This window comes from Streptomyces sp. NPDC041129, assembly GCF_055592265.1.
Window position 1 is genome coordinate 963,205 of the sequence record NZ_JBVIYV010000001.1, and the last position, 14,274, is coordinate 977,478.

A 14,274-nucleotide genomic window follows, 5' to 3' on the forward strand; every position below is an offset into this window, starting at 1 on the left:
ACGCCTGGCTGGACAGGCTGGGCGGGCTGCGTGATGTCGTACGACAGGAGCTGGTCGCCCGGCAGCTCGACGAGCAGATAGCCGGGCGGTTCCCGGTCGGGCAGCGGCTGCGGGTGCTCGACGTGGGGATGGGCCAGGGCACGCAGGCGCTGCGGCTGGCCCGGCTCGGTCACCAGGTGACCGGTGTCGAGCAGGACGCGACGATGATCGCGGCCGCGCGCCGGACCCTGGCGGGTGAGCCCGAGGGCATCCGCGAGCGCGTCCGTCTGGTGCAGGGCGACGGCCGGGACACCGGGGTGCACTTCCTGCCCGGCAGCTTCGACGTGGTGCTGTGCCACGGCGTACTGATGTACGTGGAGGAGCCCGACCCGCTGGTGGCCGGCCTGGCCCGGATGCTCGCGCCCGGCGGACTGCTGTCCCTCCTGGTGCGCAACGGCGACGCGCTCGCCATGCGGCCGGGCCTGTCCGGCGACTGGCTGGGCGCCCTCGCCGCCTTCGGCACCACCAGCTACCACAACCGCCTGGGCCTCGACGTGCGCGCCGACCGGCTGTCGGCCCTCACCGCCACCCTGGCCGGCATCGCCGCCCCGCTGCACGCCTGGTACGGGGTACGGGTCTTCACCGACACGGCGGCGGACGACGCGGAGATCCCGGACGACCTCCAGTCCCTGCTGGCAGCCGAGGAACGAGCCGGCCGCACCGACCCCTACCGCTCGGTCGCGGCGCTGCTGCATCTGTGCGGGGTGCGCGGCTAGAGCCGGGAACGGCGACCGGCGTCGGCGGCCGTTCGGGCGTATGGGGCGGGCCGGGGGCGTTCCCCGTGGAAACACTCGGGGCATGGACGGTTCCCTTGCCCGTGCCCGCCGGCGGGGCGTACGTGTTCCCGTGCTGGTCTGCGCCGTGCTGCTCGTGGCCGGCTGCACCGCGTCGGCGACTCCGGTGGAGCGGCCCGGCGCGTCCGACCGGGCGGCGCTCCCGCTGGCGCTGGACGACGTGCAGGGCCGGTACCTGAAGGTGATCAGGGAGGTCCTGCCGTCGGTCGTGCAGATCCAGGCGAGCCGTGATCTGGGCTCCGGGGTGGTGTACGACGGCCAGGGGCACATCGTCACCAACGCGCACGTGGTCGGGTCCGAGAAGACCTTCCGGGTGACCACGGCCAACAGCGAGGAGCCGCTCACCGCGAGCCTGGTGTACTCCTACCCCGAGCAGGACCTCGCGGTGATCAAGCTGGACCGGGTGCCGGCCGGGCTGCGCCCGGCGGTGTTCGGGGACTCGGAGACCGTGCAGGTCGGCCATATGGTGCTGGCCATGGGCTCGCCGCTCGGGCTGTCGTCCAGCGTGACCCAGGGCATCGTCTCGGCGACCGGCCGGACCGTCAGCGAGGGCGGCTCGGACGGGGGCACGGGCGCCACCATCGCGAACATGGTGCAGACGTCGGCCGCCATCAACCCGGGCAACAGCGGTGGGGCGCTGGTGAACCTCGACGGGCAGGTCATCGGCATCCCGACGCTCGCCGCGTCCGATCCGGACCTCGGGGGCGGCGCGGCCCCCGGCATCGGATTCGCCATCCCGGCGTCGATGGTGCGGACGGTCGCCGACCAGATCGTCCGGAACGGCAAGGTCGTGGACTCGGGGCGGGCCGCGCTCGGCGTCACCGTGCGGAGCGTCGTGGACGACGCCTACCGGCTCGCCGGGGTCGCGGTGGTGACCGTCAGCGGCGGCGGTGCGGCCGAGCGGGCGGGACTGCGGCCCGGCGACGTGATCACCAAGGTGGACCGCACCCCGGTCACCTCCGCCACCGCGCTCTCCGAGGCGCTGGCGACCCGGCGGCCCGGGCAGCGCACCCCGGTGACCTTCCAGCGCGACGGCGCGGCGAAGACCGTGGAGGTGACACTGGGTGAGCAGTGAGGAGGGTGGTGGCAGACCCCTCCTCACTCCCCGGCCGGACTAGGACGCCTCGGCGTGCAGGCTCATCGGGCCGTAGATCTCGCTGGTCTCCTCGAACAGGCGCACCTGGTCCGCGCCGCCTTCCTCCAGCGCCTTCCAGTGCTCACCGATCCAGGACTCGGCGTCCCCCTGGGTGGTGAACTCCTCCGGCTGCACCGCGGGCTGGACCTCCGTCCCGTCGGCCTTCTCGAACCGCCACGTCCATGCCGTCATATGGGCCTCCTCTGATCCAACTCTGCCCCGGAAGACTAGCCGGAAGCGCAAGACCTGCTGGGACGGGTGAAAATCGGTCCGTGGAAGTCACTCTGCTCGGCACCGGTGCCCCCGCGGGACTGCCCCGCCCCGACTGTCCCTGCGCCGTCTGCGCGACCGCGCTGGGCCCCGAGGCGCGGGCGGCCACCGCGCTGCTCGTGGACGGGGCCCTGCTGCTCGACCTGACGCCGGGCGCGGCGTTCGCGGCCGCCCGGTCCGGGCATTCCCTGGGCGGAGTACGGCAGGTGCTGCTGTCGCATCCGCACGACGGGCCGGCGGTGGAGGTGCCGGCCGGGGTGCCGCAGCCCGGCCGGGTGCCGGACGGACGGGAGTTGGCGCTGCTGACGGGGCATCGGGTGCGGGCGGTGGCGATGGACGCGGGCGGCACCGGATACGCGGTCACCGGTCCGGACGGCCAACGGCTGCTGTACCTGCCGCCGGGCGGGGCACCGGCCGGTCTGGAGGAGGCGACGGCGGAGTCGTACCAGATGGTCCTCGCCGATGTGGTGGGACGCCCGGACGCGCTGGCCCGGCTGCGTGCGGTGGGTTCCGTGGACCCGACGACGGACGTCGTCGCCGTGCACCTCGACCACGACGTGCCGCAGGGCGCGGAGCTGCGGCGGCGGCTCGCGGCGGCGGGGGCGCGGGCGGTCCCGGACGGTACGACACTGATGGTCGGGGCGTACGAGGACGTGCCGGACGTGCCGCGCCGGACGCTGGTGCTTGGCGGGGCGCGGTCGGGCAAGTCGGTGGAGGCCGAACGGCGTCTGGAGGCCTTCCCGGACGTGTTGTACGTGGCCACGGGCGGGACGCGCGGCGGGGACACCGAGTGGGCGGCGCGGGTGGCCGCGCACCGGGACCGGCGGCCGGGGTCGTGGCGTACGACGGAGACCACGGACCTGCTGCCGCTGCTGGCCGAGGACGGGCCGCCGGTGCTGATCGACTGTCTGTCGCTGTGGCTGACGGACGTCATGGACTCCGTCGGGGCGTGGGACGACGCGGAATGGGCGGGGGGCGGGGAGAGGGCGCTGCGCGAGCGGGTGCGGGAGTTGACGGCCGCGGTGCGGGGCGCTCGGCGGACCGTGGTCGCGGTGTCCAACGAGGTGGGGTCGGGGATCGTGCCGGCGACTGCCTCCGGGCGCCGGTACCGGGATGAGCTGGGGCGGTTGAACGCGGGGTTCGCCGGTGAGTGCGAGCAGGTGCTGTTGGTCGTGGCGGGACAGGCGATGGTGCTACGGGGATGAGCGGTTGCCCGGTGTTGCGGCCGGGCGGGGGTGTCTCGCCTGCCCGCGGCTGCGCGGTTACCCGTTCTTGCGGGCCACGAGGCGGTAGGCGTTGGAGAAGGGGGTGTGGCGGGTCAGGGGGGCGAGGGTGTGGTCCAGGGCCCAGGCCAGGTCGGTCAGGGGGGCTGCAGCGGCTCGCAGGAGGGGGTGGGTGTGGGCCAGGGCGAGGGTGAGGGCCGCTGACAGGTCGTAGGGTGCGTGGGGGGCGCTGCGGTCGGTGACGAGGATCGTGCAGCCCTGCCGTTCCAGCTCCGTGCGGAGGTTGGCCAGGGGCAGCAGGTGCAGGTGGCGGGGCTGGCCGTAGGACCACCACCACCTGCCGAGCAGCGCGGCGAACGCGCAGCGCGGATCGGGGACTTCGATGACGAGGTGGCCGCCCGGGCGCAGGACGGTGAGGGCGGCGCGGAGCTCGGCGCGTGGCTCCGGGGCGTGCTGCAGGTGGTGGAACATGCTGACCACGTCGTAGCGGGCGCGCAGTCGGGCCGCCGTGCCGGGGGTGCTCAGGTAGCCGCGGTGGGCCTCCTCGACGCGGCCGTCCAGCAGGGCCTGTTCGACGCGCGCCGTCGGGTCCAGGCCGTCGAAGCTGGTGTACGGGAAGAACTCCTTCGCCGTGTCGGGGAAACCGCCGTGTCCCGTGCCCACGTCCAGCCAGCTCTCCGGGTCGGGCAGCGCCGACAGCGCGTGGGCGGCGGCGCGGTGGCGGCGGCGGACCGTGCGGGCGGAGCGGAGGCGCTCGGCGAACTCCTCGAGCTGTCTCTCGTAGAAGTCCCGGTGATAGAAGGCGAAGCCCTCCGCCGTGAGCCGGGGGTTCTGGAAGACGTGGGCGCAGTCTGCGCACTCGTCGAGGGCATGGGTGCCCGGCCGGTGCCGCAGCGGGTCGGGGGCGCGCAGCCGGGTCCGCAGGCGCCGGGAACCGCACCAGGGGCAGTCCTCGCGGCGGGGTTCCAGGAAGGGGTCGTAGGGCTCGGTGACCTGTGTGGTGGAGAGCGAGGGCTGCATGGACGGCTCCCAAGGCGACATTCCGCGGCAAACCGGAACGTATGGGATACCACTCCCGGGTGCAAAGACGTGGTCACCGCGTGGTGGCGATGTGGCGCCGGAGCGTTCGCCCGCTGCCGGTACTGTTCGGCGAATGAGCAGCCTTGAACTGGACGACTTCACCGATCTGATCGAGCGCCCGGACGGGGGCGTTCGCCGTGACGCCGAGGCCCTGCGCGAGCGCCGGATCGTGCCGCCCGGGTCGCTGGGGCGGCTGGACGAGCTGGGCGAGTGGCTGGCCGCCGCGCAGGGCGCCGTACCGGTACGGCCGGTCGAACGGCCGCGTGTGGTGCTCTTCGCCGGTGATCACGGTGTCGCGGAACTCGGTGTCTCCGCACGGCCGGCGGGCGGCGCCGAGCGGCTGGTGCGGGCGGTGCTCGAGGGCGGCAGCCCGGTGGCGGTGCTCGCGCGCCGGCTGGACGTCCCGGTGCGCGTGGTGGACATGGCGCTGGACTGCCCGCCGGAGGCCTTCCCGGAGGACGTAGCGCGGCACCGGGTGCGGCGCGGCAGCGGCCGTATCGACATCGAGGACGCCCTCACCGCCGACGAGGCCGAGGCCGCGTTCCGGGCCGGCGTGGCCGTCGCCGACGAGGAGGCCGACTCGGGAACGGACCTGGTGGTGCTCGGCGATGTGAGCGTGGGCGGGACCACGGCCGCGGCGGTGCTGGTCGCGGCGCTGTGCGGGACCGACGCCTCCGTGGTGACCGGGCGGGGTGGGCTGCCGATCGACGACCTGGCGTGGATGCGCAAGTGCGCGGCGATCCGGGACGCGCTGCGGCGGGCGCGGCCGGTGCTCGGGGACCAGTTGCAGCTGCTCGCCACCGTCGGCGGCGCCGACCTGGCCGCGATGACCGGGTTCCTGCTGCAGTGCGCCGTGCGCAAGCTGCCGGTGATCCTGGACGGCGTGGTGGCCGCCGCGTGCGCGCTGGTCGCCCAGCGGGTGGCGTTCCGGGCGCCGGACTGGTGGCTGGCCGGGCACGACAGCGGGGAGCCGGGGCAGGCCAAGGCACTGGACCGGATGGCACTGGAGCCGCTGCTGGAGCAGGGCGTGAGGGTCGGCGAGGGGGTGGGGGCGCTGCTGTCCCTGCCGCTGGTCCGGGCCGCCGCCGCGCTGGCCGCGGAGCTGCCGGAGAAGGACGGGCCGGAGGCGGACGAGAAGTCGGGGCCGGAGAAGGAGTAGCCGGCCGCGGTCGGCTGCACGGTTCGCGGCAAGGGCACACATATGATCCCCTCTCATGGGAGATGCCCGAATTGCCGTGGAGCAGCAGGCCGAGCCGGGGCGGCGGTCCTGCGGTACCTCCCGTCGGGCCGCCGGGTTCGCCGTCTGGTACCTGCGGGCCGTCGCCTTCGTCAACTTCCTGAGCGCGGTGTGGGTTTCGCTGGGGCAGGACGTGCGCCGGCACAACCAGGAGAACCTCTTCACGCCGTATCTGCTCACGGCCGGCTTCGCCTCGGGCGTCTTCACCACCTTCCTGGCAATCACCATGCGGCGGCGCAAACGGGCCGCCTGGATCCTGAACCTGGTGCTGAGCGGGTCGTTCCTGGCCCTGTTCGCCTTCGCCATGGCGTTCCCGGAGATCCGGCAGTACGCGCAGAACTGGATCTCCCTGGCGCTCACGGCCGTCTTCACCGGGGCGCTGCTGGCCGGCCGGCGGGAGTTCTACGCCAAGGGTGACCGGTCGAACCCGCGGCTGGCCGCGACCGTGGCGGTGGGCGGCGGCCTGCTCGCCTCGCTGCTGGCCGGAGTGCTGGTCACGGTCACCAACCAGGCGCCGGACGCGGCCCGTTCGACGTTCCTGGAGCGCTGGCACTACGGCACCCTCCGGCTGGTCTCGGTGGCCGCCGACGAGAGCCGCTTCCCCGGGATCGACCCGCCCAACTGGGCCAACGTGACCGTCAACGTGCTCAGCACGGCGCTCGTCCTGGCCGTGTTCTACGCCGCCTTCCGCTCCCGGCGTGCCGTGGACCCGCTCACCGAGGACGACGAGAAGCGGCTGCGGGCGCTGCTGGAGCGGCACGGGGAGCGGGACTCGCTCGGCTACTTCGCGCTGCGCCGGGAGAAGAGCGTGGTGTGGTCGCCGACCGGGAAGGCGGCCGTGGCCTATCGCGTCGTCGGCGGGGTGAGCCTCGCCTCCGGCGATCCGCTCGGCGATCCGGAGGCGTGGCCCGGGGCCATCGCGCCGTGGCTGACCGAGGCGCGGGCGCACGGGTGGATCCCGGCGGTGATGGGGGCGAGCGAGGAGGCGGGGACGGTCTACGCCCGGCACGGCCTGGACGCGCTGGAACTCGGTGACGAGGCGCTCGTGGAGGCCGCCGAGTTCACCCTCGAGGGGCGGGCGATGCGGACCGTCCGGCAGGCGTACAACCGGGTGCGGCGAGCCGGGTACCGGGTGCGGATCCGGCGGCACGAGGACATTCCGGCGGCGGAGATGGCGTACCTCGTGGAGCGTGCCGACGACTGGCGGGACGGGGCCACCGAGCGCGGCTTCAGCATGGCCCTGGGGCGGCTCGCGGACCCCGAGGACGGCCGGTGCGTGATGCTGGAGTGCACGGACGCCGAGGGCAGGCTGCGGGCCCTGCTCTCCTTCGTGCCCTGGGGGCCGCACGGGCTGTCCCTCGACCTCATGCGGCGGGACCGGGACTCCGACAACGGGCTGATGGAGTTCATGGTCATCGAGCTGCTGCGGCGGTCCCGGGAGATCGGGATCACGCAGGTCTCACTGAACTTCGCGATGTTCCGCTCGGTCTTCGAACGTGGCGCGCGCCTCGGTGCCGGTCCGGTGCTGAGGCTGTGGCGGTCGCTGCTCAGCTTCTTCTCCCGCTGGTGGCAGATCGAGTCGCTGTACCGCGCCAACGCCAAGTACCGGCCCATCTGGGAACCGCGGTTCCTGCTCTTCGAGAAGAGCGCGGACCTGCTGCGCATCGGCCTCGCGTCGGCGCGGGCGGAAGGGTTCCTGGGGGGCCTGTCGTCGGATTCCCGTCGTCCACCCGGAGGGCGGGCCGCGCGGCGTCTGGTGCGTGCGATCGCAAGGCGCCGGAGCGCCCGCGTGGCTCCCCCACGAGGGCGGGTCGGCAACGCGGCGAGCGTCCGTGCCGGACGCCGCGCGGCAGGCGGGAATCCGACGACAGGCCCCACGGCCCCTGGACTGCCGAAGTGGCTGCACCGCAGGCATCTGGAGACGCACCGATGAGGAACGCCTGATGGAGAGGCTCGCCCGCTGGGCCCGCGCCGAGTGGGGGCCGCTTTACGTCGCCGTGCGCGACCCCCTGCGCGCACGGTGGCCGCGGGCGGCTCCGATGACGGCCGGGGCGGTGTGCCTGACCGCGCTGCTGCAGTACGCGCAGAACCAGCCGTGGGGTTACCGGTTCGTGCAGGACGTGGGCGCGGTGCGGGCGGAGGACCCGCTGTGGCAGGCGCTGTCACGTACGCCGCTTTCGCTGTTCGTGCCTGCGCTGGACCTGCCCGTGTGGGGGGCGCTCGCGCAGATCCTGTTCGTGTTCGGGGTCGCCGAGATCTGTCTGGGCCGGTGGCGGACGCTGGCGGTCGCGTACGTCGCCACGCTCGCCGGGACGCTGTACGCGCGAATCGGCATCGCCCTCGGCCCGCACGCCCCGTTCGGTCTGCCCGCCTCGGACGCCCGGGTGGTGGACACCGGCCCCTCGGCGGCCGTGGTCGGCCTCGCCGTGTACGTGGCCTGGCGCTACGGCGCCCATGTCACGGTGGGCGCGGTGACCACGGCGATGGTGGCCGAGGTGCTGGTGAAGGAGAACCTCGCCGGCAAGGAGCACCTGGCCGCCCTGATGGGCGTCGGCACCCTCTGCCTGATTGCGGCCCTGCGCCACCGCCGCGCCTACCGCACCCTCCCCGCCACACCCACCGAGCCCAGCACCACCCCGCCCCCTCTCCGCCCCTGAGCACCGCATCGAGTCCCAGCCCGGCGACGGACACCCCGACGGCCACCGAACCGCGTCCCGCCCCCGCGGAGCGCTCAGTGGGGCCCGGGCAGGCGGGTCGGGCGGGGGTCGGGTTTGCCGCCGATCCAGTCCTGGACCGCGCGGCGGGGGCCGGACCAGCGGCGGTCGTGGCGGTAGGCGCGCAGGGCGGCCCTGGCGCGGGCGCGGGGGCGGCGGCCGTAGAAGCGGCGGGCCCACAGGGAGCCGGGCCGGGCCAGGCGGACCGCGCCGACGAGCGCGACCAGCGGCACGATCGCGCCGAAGACCGCGATGCGGGCCTTGCCCTTGCTCAGCGCCATCAGCGCGAAGAGGAAGTTCATGGCGATGGTGCCGATGACGCTGCCCCGGTCCTGCAACTCCTGCTCGGACAGGTCGTTGACGCCGAACGGCGAGAAGCCGGCCAGTAGCAGGCCCACCAGGGCCGCGGTGAGGACGACCGCCTCGACGCTCTTGCGGCCCTCGGCGGTCCAGTAGACGTCGTCGAGGTGCAGGATCAGCGCGAACTCGTCCAGGACGAGACCCGCGCCCATCCCGAAGACCACGGCCGCCAGGGCCCCGCCGGCGCCGTTCCGGTCGCTGGCGACCGCGCCGAACCCGCCGACGACGGTGAGCACCACCCCCGGGACCACGTGGTGGATGTGCAGCCCGCCCGCCTTGACGTTCCCGAACGGGCCCCTGCCGGCCCGGATCAGCCGGGTGATCACCCGGGTGACGACGAACGTCACCACGAAGGCGGCGAGAGCGAGCAGCAGCGGGAGCTTGCCCGGCTCCAGGATGTTCCGCTCCCACCAGTGCCCCATGTGCGCACATTACCCGGAATTGCCCCAACCCTCAGTGCCGTTCGTCCGATCACCCGGCGGGAGCCGCGCCGGGGACCGGTACCCTGCGCCGGTGTCCAGGACCCCCTCTCTCCACGGCCTCCGCTTCGCCTTCGGCACGCTCACCGTGCTGCCTGTCCGGGTGCACCGCTGGGACCGGGAGGCCGCCCGCGGGGGCATGCTGAACGCCCCCGCGGCCGGACTGGCCGTCGGCGTCTGCGCGGCCGGGCTCGGACTGCTGCTGCTCCTGCTGGACGCGGGCCCGCTGCTCGCCGCCGTGGCCACGGTGGCCGTACCGGCCGCGCTGACCCGCGGACTGCACCTCGACGGGCTCGCCGACACCGCTGACGGACTGGGCAGCGGCAAGCCGGCCGATGACGCGCTGCAGATCATGAAGCGGTCGGACATCGGGCCGTTCGGCGTCATCACCCTCCTACTCGTCCTGCTGGCCCAGGTCGCCGCACTGGCCCAGCTCTACGGCGACTCCTGGACCCGGGGCGCGACCGCCGCGCTGACCTCGGCGGTCACGGCCAGGCTGGCGCTCACCCTGGCCGCGCGCACCGGGGTGCCGGCCGCCCGGCCGGAGGGGCTGGGCGCGGCGGTCGCCGGGGTGGTGCCGGTGCCGGGCGCGCTGGCCGTCGCGGCCGCCGTCACGGTCGTCTCGGCCGCCTGGGGCGCGGCCCTCGGCCCGTACGGGGCCCTGCGCGCCGCGGCGGCCGTGGCGCTCGCCCTGGCCGCCGCCGAACTCCTGCTGCGCCACTGCACCCGGCGCTTCGGCGGGGTCACCGGCGACGTGTTCGGCGCCCTCGCGGAGACGGCCGCGACGAGCGCCCTCGTGGTGCTGTCCTTCGGCCGCTAGTCTCTCCGCCCGTACACGGACGGACAGGATCGATCGGGGGGATCATCCGTGCTCACCATGCGCCGCGCCCTGGCCTGGTTAATCGACTTCGCGCTGGTGCTGACGGCGGCCTGGCTGCTGGCCGCGCTCACCTTCCACCGGATCACCGCGCTCGTCACCGACGTGCCGGAGCTGGCCACGCGCGGCGGCTTCGACCTGCTGACCTCGCGCGGTGACGTCCTCGACGCGTCCGAGACGGTGGGCCTCTCGCTGTGGAACGAGGCGGTGCTGGACGTCGAGGAGGCCTTCGGGGCGCTCGTGCTCGCCGCCTTCCTCTACCAGTGGGCCTGTCTCGCGCTGCTCGGCCGCACCCTCGGCAAGGGCCTGCTCGGCCTGCGGGTCACCCCGCGCCTGTCCCGCCGGGCGCTGCGCCGGGCCGCCGTCACGACCGCCGCCGACGTCGCCGTGTACGCCCTCGCCTGCGTGCTGCTGATGGAGGGTCAGTTCCTGCTGTCCGTGCTGGTGTGGGCGGCCGCCGTGACGCTCTTCCTGGTGAACGCGCTGCCCGTGCTCACCCCCGGCCGCCGCTCCCTCGCCGACCGTCTGGCCGGCACCTCGGTCGCCGCGGTCACCCTCCGCGCCGGGGGTTCCGGGGATAGGGATTACCCGAAGGCATGGCCGAGGGATTACCCGAAGGCATGGCCCGGGGACCACCCACAGGGCTGAGGGAACGGGCGCACGCGCGTAGTCTCGTTCCGGGTGTTCGCCGACAGGGTGAAGGCCCCGGTTGCCACCTGCCTCCAGGCCTGGGCCTAGGGTCGGCTGTCGGGCCCGGTCGACCCACCCCTTTTCGGCCACAGCAACTTCACATCGGAAGCGAGATCTCACCACCGTGACTGCTCTGACTCTCAGCACCTCCGCGGCGCCCGGCCTGCGGGCCGACGCGATCGTGATCGGTGTCGCCAAGGGTGCCAAGGGGCCCGTCGTCGCGCCGGGCGCCGAGGCCGTGGACAAGGCTTACGACGGCAAGCTGGCCGGCGTCCTGGAGACCCTCGGTGCCTCCGGTGCCGAGGGCGAGCTGACGAAGCTGCCCTCCCCGGCCGGCTTCAAGGCGCCGCTCGTGGTGGCGGTGGGCCTGGGCGCGGAGCCCGACAAGGACGCCGGGTACGACGCCGAGGCCCTGCGCAAGGCCGCCGGCGTGGCCGCCCGGGCCCTGACCGGGGCCCGCAAGGCCGCGTTCGCGCTGCCCGTCGACGGCCCCGGCGCCATCGGCGCGACCGGCGAGGGCGTGCTGCTCGGCGCGTACGCCTTCGACACGTACAAGGAGAGCGCCAAGGACGCGCGGGCCAAGAACGGCAAGGCCCCGCTGGCCGAGGCCGTGCTGCTCGGCGGCAAGCCGCGCGACGCCGCCCACAAGAGCGCGCTGGCCCGTGCCGTCGCGGTCTCCGAGGAGCTGAACCGCGCCCGCGACCTGATCAACATGCCGCCGAACGACCTCACCCCGCAGGCGTTCGCCGGCGTGGCGCAGAGCGCGGCCAAGGAGCACGGCCTCAAGATCCAGGTGCTCGACGAGAAGGCCCTCGTCAAGGGCGGCTACGGCGGCATCATGGGCGTCGGCGGCGGCTCGGCGGCGACCCCGCGGCTGGTCAAGCTGTCCTACTCGCACCCGAAGGCGGACAAGCACCTCGCCCTCGTCGGCAAGGGCATCACCTACGACTCGGGCGGCATCTCGCTGAAGCCGGCCGGCCACAACGAGACGATGAAGTGCGACATGAGCGGTGCCGCCGCCGTGTTCGCAGCGGTCGTCGCCGCCGCCCGGCTGGGCCTGCGGGTCAACGTCACCGGCTGGCTGGCGCTGGCCGAGAACATGCCCTCGGGTTCCGCCGTCCGCCCCGGCGACGTGCTCAACATGTACAGCGGCAAGACGGTCGAGGTGCTCAACACCGACGCCGAGGGCCGGCTGGTGCTCGCCGACGCGCTGTGGGCGGCCTCGCAGGAGGCTCCGGACGCGATCGTGGACGTCGCCACGCTGACCGGCGCGATGGTGCTGGCGCTGGGCAGCCGGACCTTCGGCATCATGGCCAACGACGACGCCTTCCGCTCCGCGCTGCACGAGGCGGCCGAGGAGGTCGGCGAGCCCGCGTGGCAGATGCCGCTGCCCGAGCACCTGCGCAAGGGCATGGACTCGTCCGTCGCCGACATCGCCAACATGGGTGAGCGCATGGGCGGCGGACTGGTCGCCGGCCTCTTCCTGCGCGAGTTCGTGGGCGAGGGGATCACCTGGGCGCACCTCGACATCGCGGGCCCCGCGTTCAACGAGGGCGGCCCGTTCGGCTACACCCCGAAGGGCGGCACCGGTTCCGCCGTCCGCACGCTGGTGCGGCTCGCCGAGCTGACCGCCGCGGGTGACCTGGGCTGATGAACGCCCGGTAGCCCGGGCCGCCCCCCCGACGGGGCGGCCGCCGGAGCGCGGGGACCGTTCGCCCGGTCCCCGCGCCCGTACCCCTGCGCGTCTTCGTTTGCGGGGGTACGTGGGGTGTCTCACACTCAGGCCCCGCGTCTCGTCCGCCTCGAACAAGTGCAAAGATGGAGCCCGGCAGGACAGGGCCCCCACCGAAGGGCCGAAGCATCAAGCGGCCGGACACCAGCCGCCCGCCGGTCATCGGAGATCGGCGCAAGGCGCACATGCATGGAGGACGTGACGTGGCGAACGACGCCAGCACCGTTTTCGACCTAGTGATCCTCGGCGGTGGTAGCGGTGGTTACGCCGCGGCCCTGCGCGGGGCGCAGCTGGGCCTGGACGTCGCCCTGATCGAGAAGGACAAGGTCGGCGGCACCTGCCTGCACCGGGGTTGCATCCCCACCAAGGCCCTGCTGCACGCGGGCGAGGTCGCCGACCAGGCCCGCGAGAGCGCGCAGTTCGGCGTCAAGGCCACCTTCGAGGGCATCGACATCGCCGGGGTCCACAAGTACAAGGACGGTGTCATCTCCGGCCTGTACAAGGGCCTACAGGGTCTCGTCGCCTCCCGCAAGGTGACGTACATCGAGGGTGAGGGCCGGCTGTCCTCCCCCACCTCCGTCGACGTGAACGGCCAGCGGATCCAGGGCCGCCACGTCCTGCTGGCGACCGGCTCCGTGCCGAAGTCGCTGCCGGGCCTGGAGATCGACGGCGACCGGATCATCTCCTCCGACCACGCCCTCGTCCTGGACCGCGTGCCCAAGTCCGCGATCATCCTGGGCGGCGGTGTCATCGGCGTCGAGTTCGCCTCGGCGTGGAAGTCCTTCGGCGCCGACGTCACGGTCGTCGAGGGCCTGAAGCACCTCGTCCCGGTCGAGGACGAGAACAGCTCGAAGCTGCTCGAGCGCGCCTTCCGCAAGCGCGGCATCAAGTTCAACCTGGGCACCTTCTTCCAGAAGGCCGAGTACACCCAGGACGGCGTGAAGGTCACCCTCGCCGACGGCAAGGAGTTCGAGGCCGAGGTCCTGCTCGTCGCCGTCGGCCGCGGCCCGGTCTCCCAGGGCCTGGGCTACGAGGAGCAGGGCGTCGCCATGGACCGCGGCTACGTCCTGGTCGACGAGTACATGCGCACCAACGTTCCGACCATCTCCGCCGTCGGTGACCTGGTCCCGACGCTCCAGCTCGCGCACGTCGGCTTCGCCGAGGGCATCCTGGTGGCGGAGCGTCTGGCCGGTCTGAAGACCGTCCCGATCGACTACGACGGTGTCCCGCGGGTGACGTACTGCCACCCGGAGGTCGCCTCCGTCGGTATCACCGAGGCCAAGGCCAAGGAGATCTACGGCGCGGACAAGGTCGTCGCTCTGAAGTACAACCTGGCGGGCAACGGAAAGAGCAAGATCCTCAACACCGCGGGCGAGATCAAGCTCGTCCAGGTGAAGGACGGTGCCGTCGTCGGCGTCCACATGGTCGGCGACCGCATGGGTGAGCAGGTCGGCGAGGCCCAGCTGATCTACAACTGGGAGGCGCTGCCGGCCGAGGTCGCCCAGCTCATCCACGCCCACCCGACGCAGAACGAGGCCCTCGGCGAGGCGCACCTGGCGCTCGCCGGCAAGCCGCTGCACTCCCACGACTGAGCCTTCGGTCAACGGGCGCGACGACACAGACTTTCCGCAATTCGTAAGGAGC

At 73.5% G+C, this 14,274-nt stretch carries 13 protein-coding genes; 10 read left to right on the forward strand and 3 right to left on the reverse strand.

From position 1 onward, the window contains the following. Positions 1-50 precede the first annotated feature (50 nt). Positions 51-755 carry a class I SAM-dependent methyltransferase gene (locus ACZ6B1_RS04085; protein WP_468776018.1) on the forward strand — a complete coding sequence of 235 codons (705 nt, stop codon included), beginning with the start codon at positions 51-53 and terminating at the stop codon, positions 753-755. A gap of 82 nt (positions 756-837) precedes the next feature. Next, entirely contained in the window at positions 838-1,908 is a 1,071-nt protein-coding gene (locus ACZ6B1_RS04090) for a S1C family serine protease (protein ID WP_468774748.1), read from the forward strand. Positions 1,909-1,947: 39 nt separating this feature from the next. On the opposite strand, the gene ACZ6B1_RS04095 is transcribed toward ACZ6B1_RS04090, so the two are convergent. Further along, positions 1,948-2,160: a hypothetical protein gene (locus ACZ6B1_RS04095; RefSeq protein WP_199210263.1), complete on the reverse strand. Its 213-nt coding sequence runs from the start codon at positions 2,158-2,160 to the stop codon at positions 1,948-1,950. Positions 2,161-2,240: 80 nt separating this feature from the next. Between ACZ6B1_RS04095 and ACZ6B1_RS04100 the strand changes: the two genes are divergently transcribed. Beyond that, positions 2,241-3,443, forward strand: a complete 1,203-nt coding sequence (locus tag ACZ6B1_RS04100) for a bifunctional adenosylcobinamide kinase/adenosylcobinamide-phosphate guanylyltransferase (protein WP_468774750.1) — start codon at positions 2,241-2,243, stop codon at positions 3,441-3,443. 57 nt (positions 3,444-3,500) lie between these two features. Here ACZ6B1_RS04100 and ACZ6B1_RS04105 read toward each other — a convergent pair whose 3' ends face one another. Continuing rightward, positions 3,501-4,481 carry a class I SAM-dependent methyltransferase gene (locus ACZ6B1_RS04105; protein ID WP_468774752.1) on the reverse strand — a complete coding sequence of 327 codons (981 nt, stop codon included), beginning with the start codon at positions 4,479-4,481 and terminating at the stop codon, positions 3,501-3,503. Between the two features lie 133 nt (positions 4,482-4,614). On the opposite strand from ACZ6B1_RS04105, the gene cobT reads away from it, so the two are divergent. The 3 genes from cobT to ACZ6B1_RS04120 are packed head-to-tail and all read left to right on the forward strand — an operon-like array spanning position 4,615 to position 8,435. Beyond that, positions 4,615-5,700 carry a nicotinate-nucleotide--dimethylbenzimidazole phosphoribosyltransferase gene (gene cobT / locus ACZ6B1_RS04110; RefSeq protein WP_468774754.1) on the forward strand — a complete coding sequence of 362 codons (1,086 nt, stop codon included), beginning with the start codon at positions 4,615-4,617 and terminating at the stop codon, positions 5,698-5,700. Between the two features lie 55 nt (positions 5,701-5,755). Continuing rightward, positions 5,756-7,711, forward strand: coding sequence for a phosphatidylglycerol lysyltransferase domain-containing protein (locus tag ACZ6B1_RS04115; protein WP_468774756.1), 1,956 nt, complete (start codon positions 5,756-5,758; stop codon positions 7,709-7,711). Between the two features lie 10 nt (positions 7,712-7,721). After that, complete coding sequence (locus ACZ6B1_RS04120) at positions 7,722-8,435, forward strand: hypothetical protein (RefSeq protein ID WP_468774758.1); 714 nt, start codon at positions 7,722-7,724, stop codon at positions 8,433-8,435. 74 nt (positions 8,436-8,509) lie between these two features. Here the strand turns inward: ACZ6B1_RS04120 and ACZ6B1_RS04125 are convergent, their stop codons facing one another. Continuing rightward, complete coding sequence (locus ACZ6B1_RS04125) at positions 8,510-9,274, reverse strand: hypothetical protein (RefSeq protein WP_468774760.1); 765 nt, start codon at positions 9,272-9,274, stop codon at positions 8,510-8,512. Positions 9,275-9,365: 91 nt separating this feature from the next. On the opposite strand from ACZ6B1_RS04125, the gene ACZ6B1_RS04130 reads away from it, so the two are divergent. The 4 genes from ACZ6B1_RS04130 (at position 9,366) to lpdA (ending at position 14,222) form a co-directional block, all read left to right on the forward strand. Continuing rightward, positions 9,366-10,151, forward strand: a complete 786-nt coding sequence (locus ACZ6B1_RS04130) for an adenosylcobinamide-GDP ribazoletransferase (RefSeq protein WP_468774761.1) — start codon at positions 9,366-9,368, stop codon at positions 10,149-10,151. A 57-nt stretch (positions 10,152-10,208) separates the two neighbouring features. Further along, a complete protein-coding gene (locus ACZ6B1_RS04135) occupies positions 10,209-10,856 on the forward strand; it encodes an RDD family protein (RefSeq protein ID WP_468776020.1) in 648 nt (215 codons plus the stop codon). 166 nt (positions 10,857-11,022) lie between these two features. Beyond that, positions 11,023-12,549: a leucyl aminopeptidase gene (locus tag ACZ6B1_RS04140; RefSeq protein ID WP_468774762.1), complete on the forward strand. Its 1,527-nt coding sequence runs from the start codon at positions 11,023-11,025 to the stop codon at positions 12,547-12,549. A gap of 284 nt (positions 12,550-12,833) precedes the next feature. Next, complete coding sequence (lpdA, locus tag ACZ6B1_RS04145; RefSeq protein ID WP_174266524.1) at positions 12,834-14,222, forward strand: dihydrolipoyl dehydrogenase; 1,389 nt, start codon at positions 12,834-12,836, stop codon at positions 14,220-14,222. Positions 14,223-14,274 lie beyond the last annotated feature (52 nt).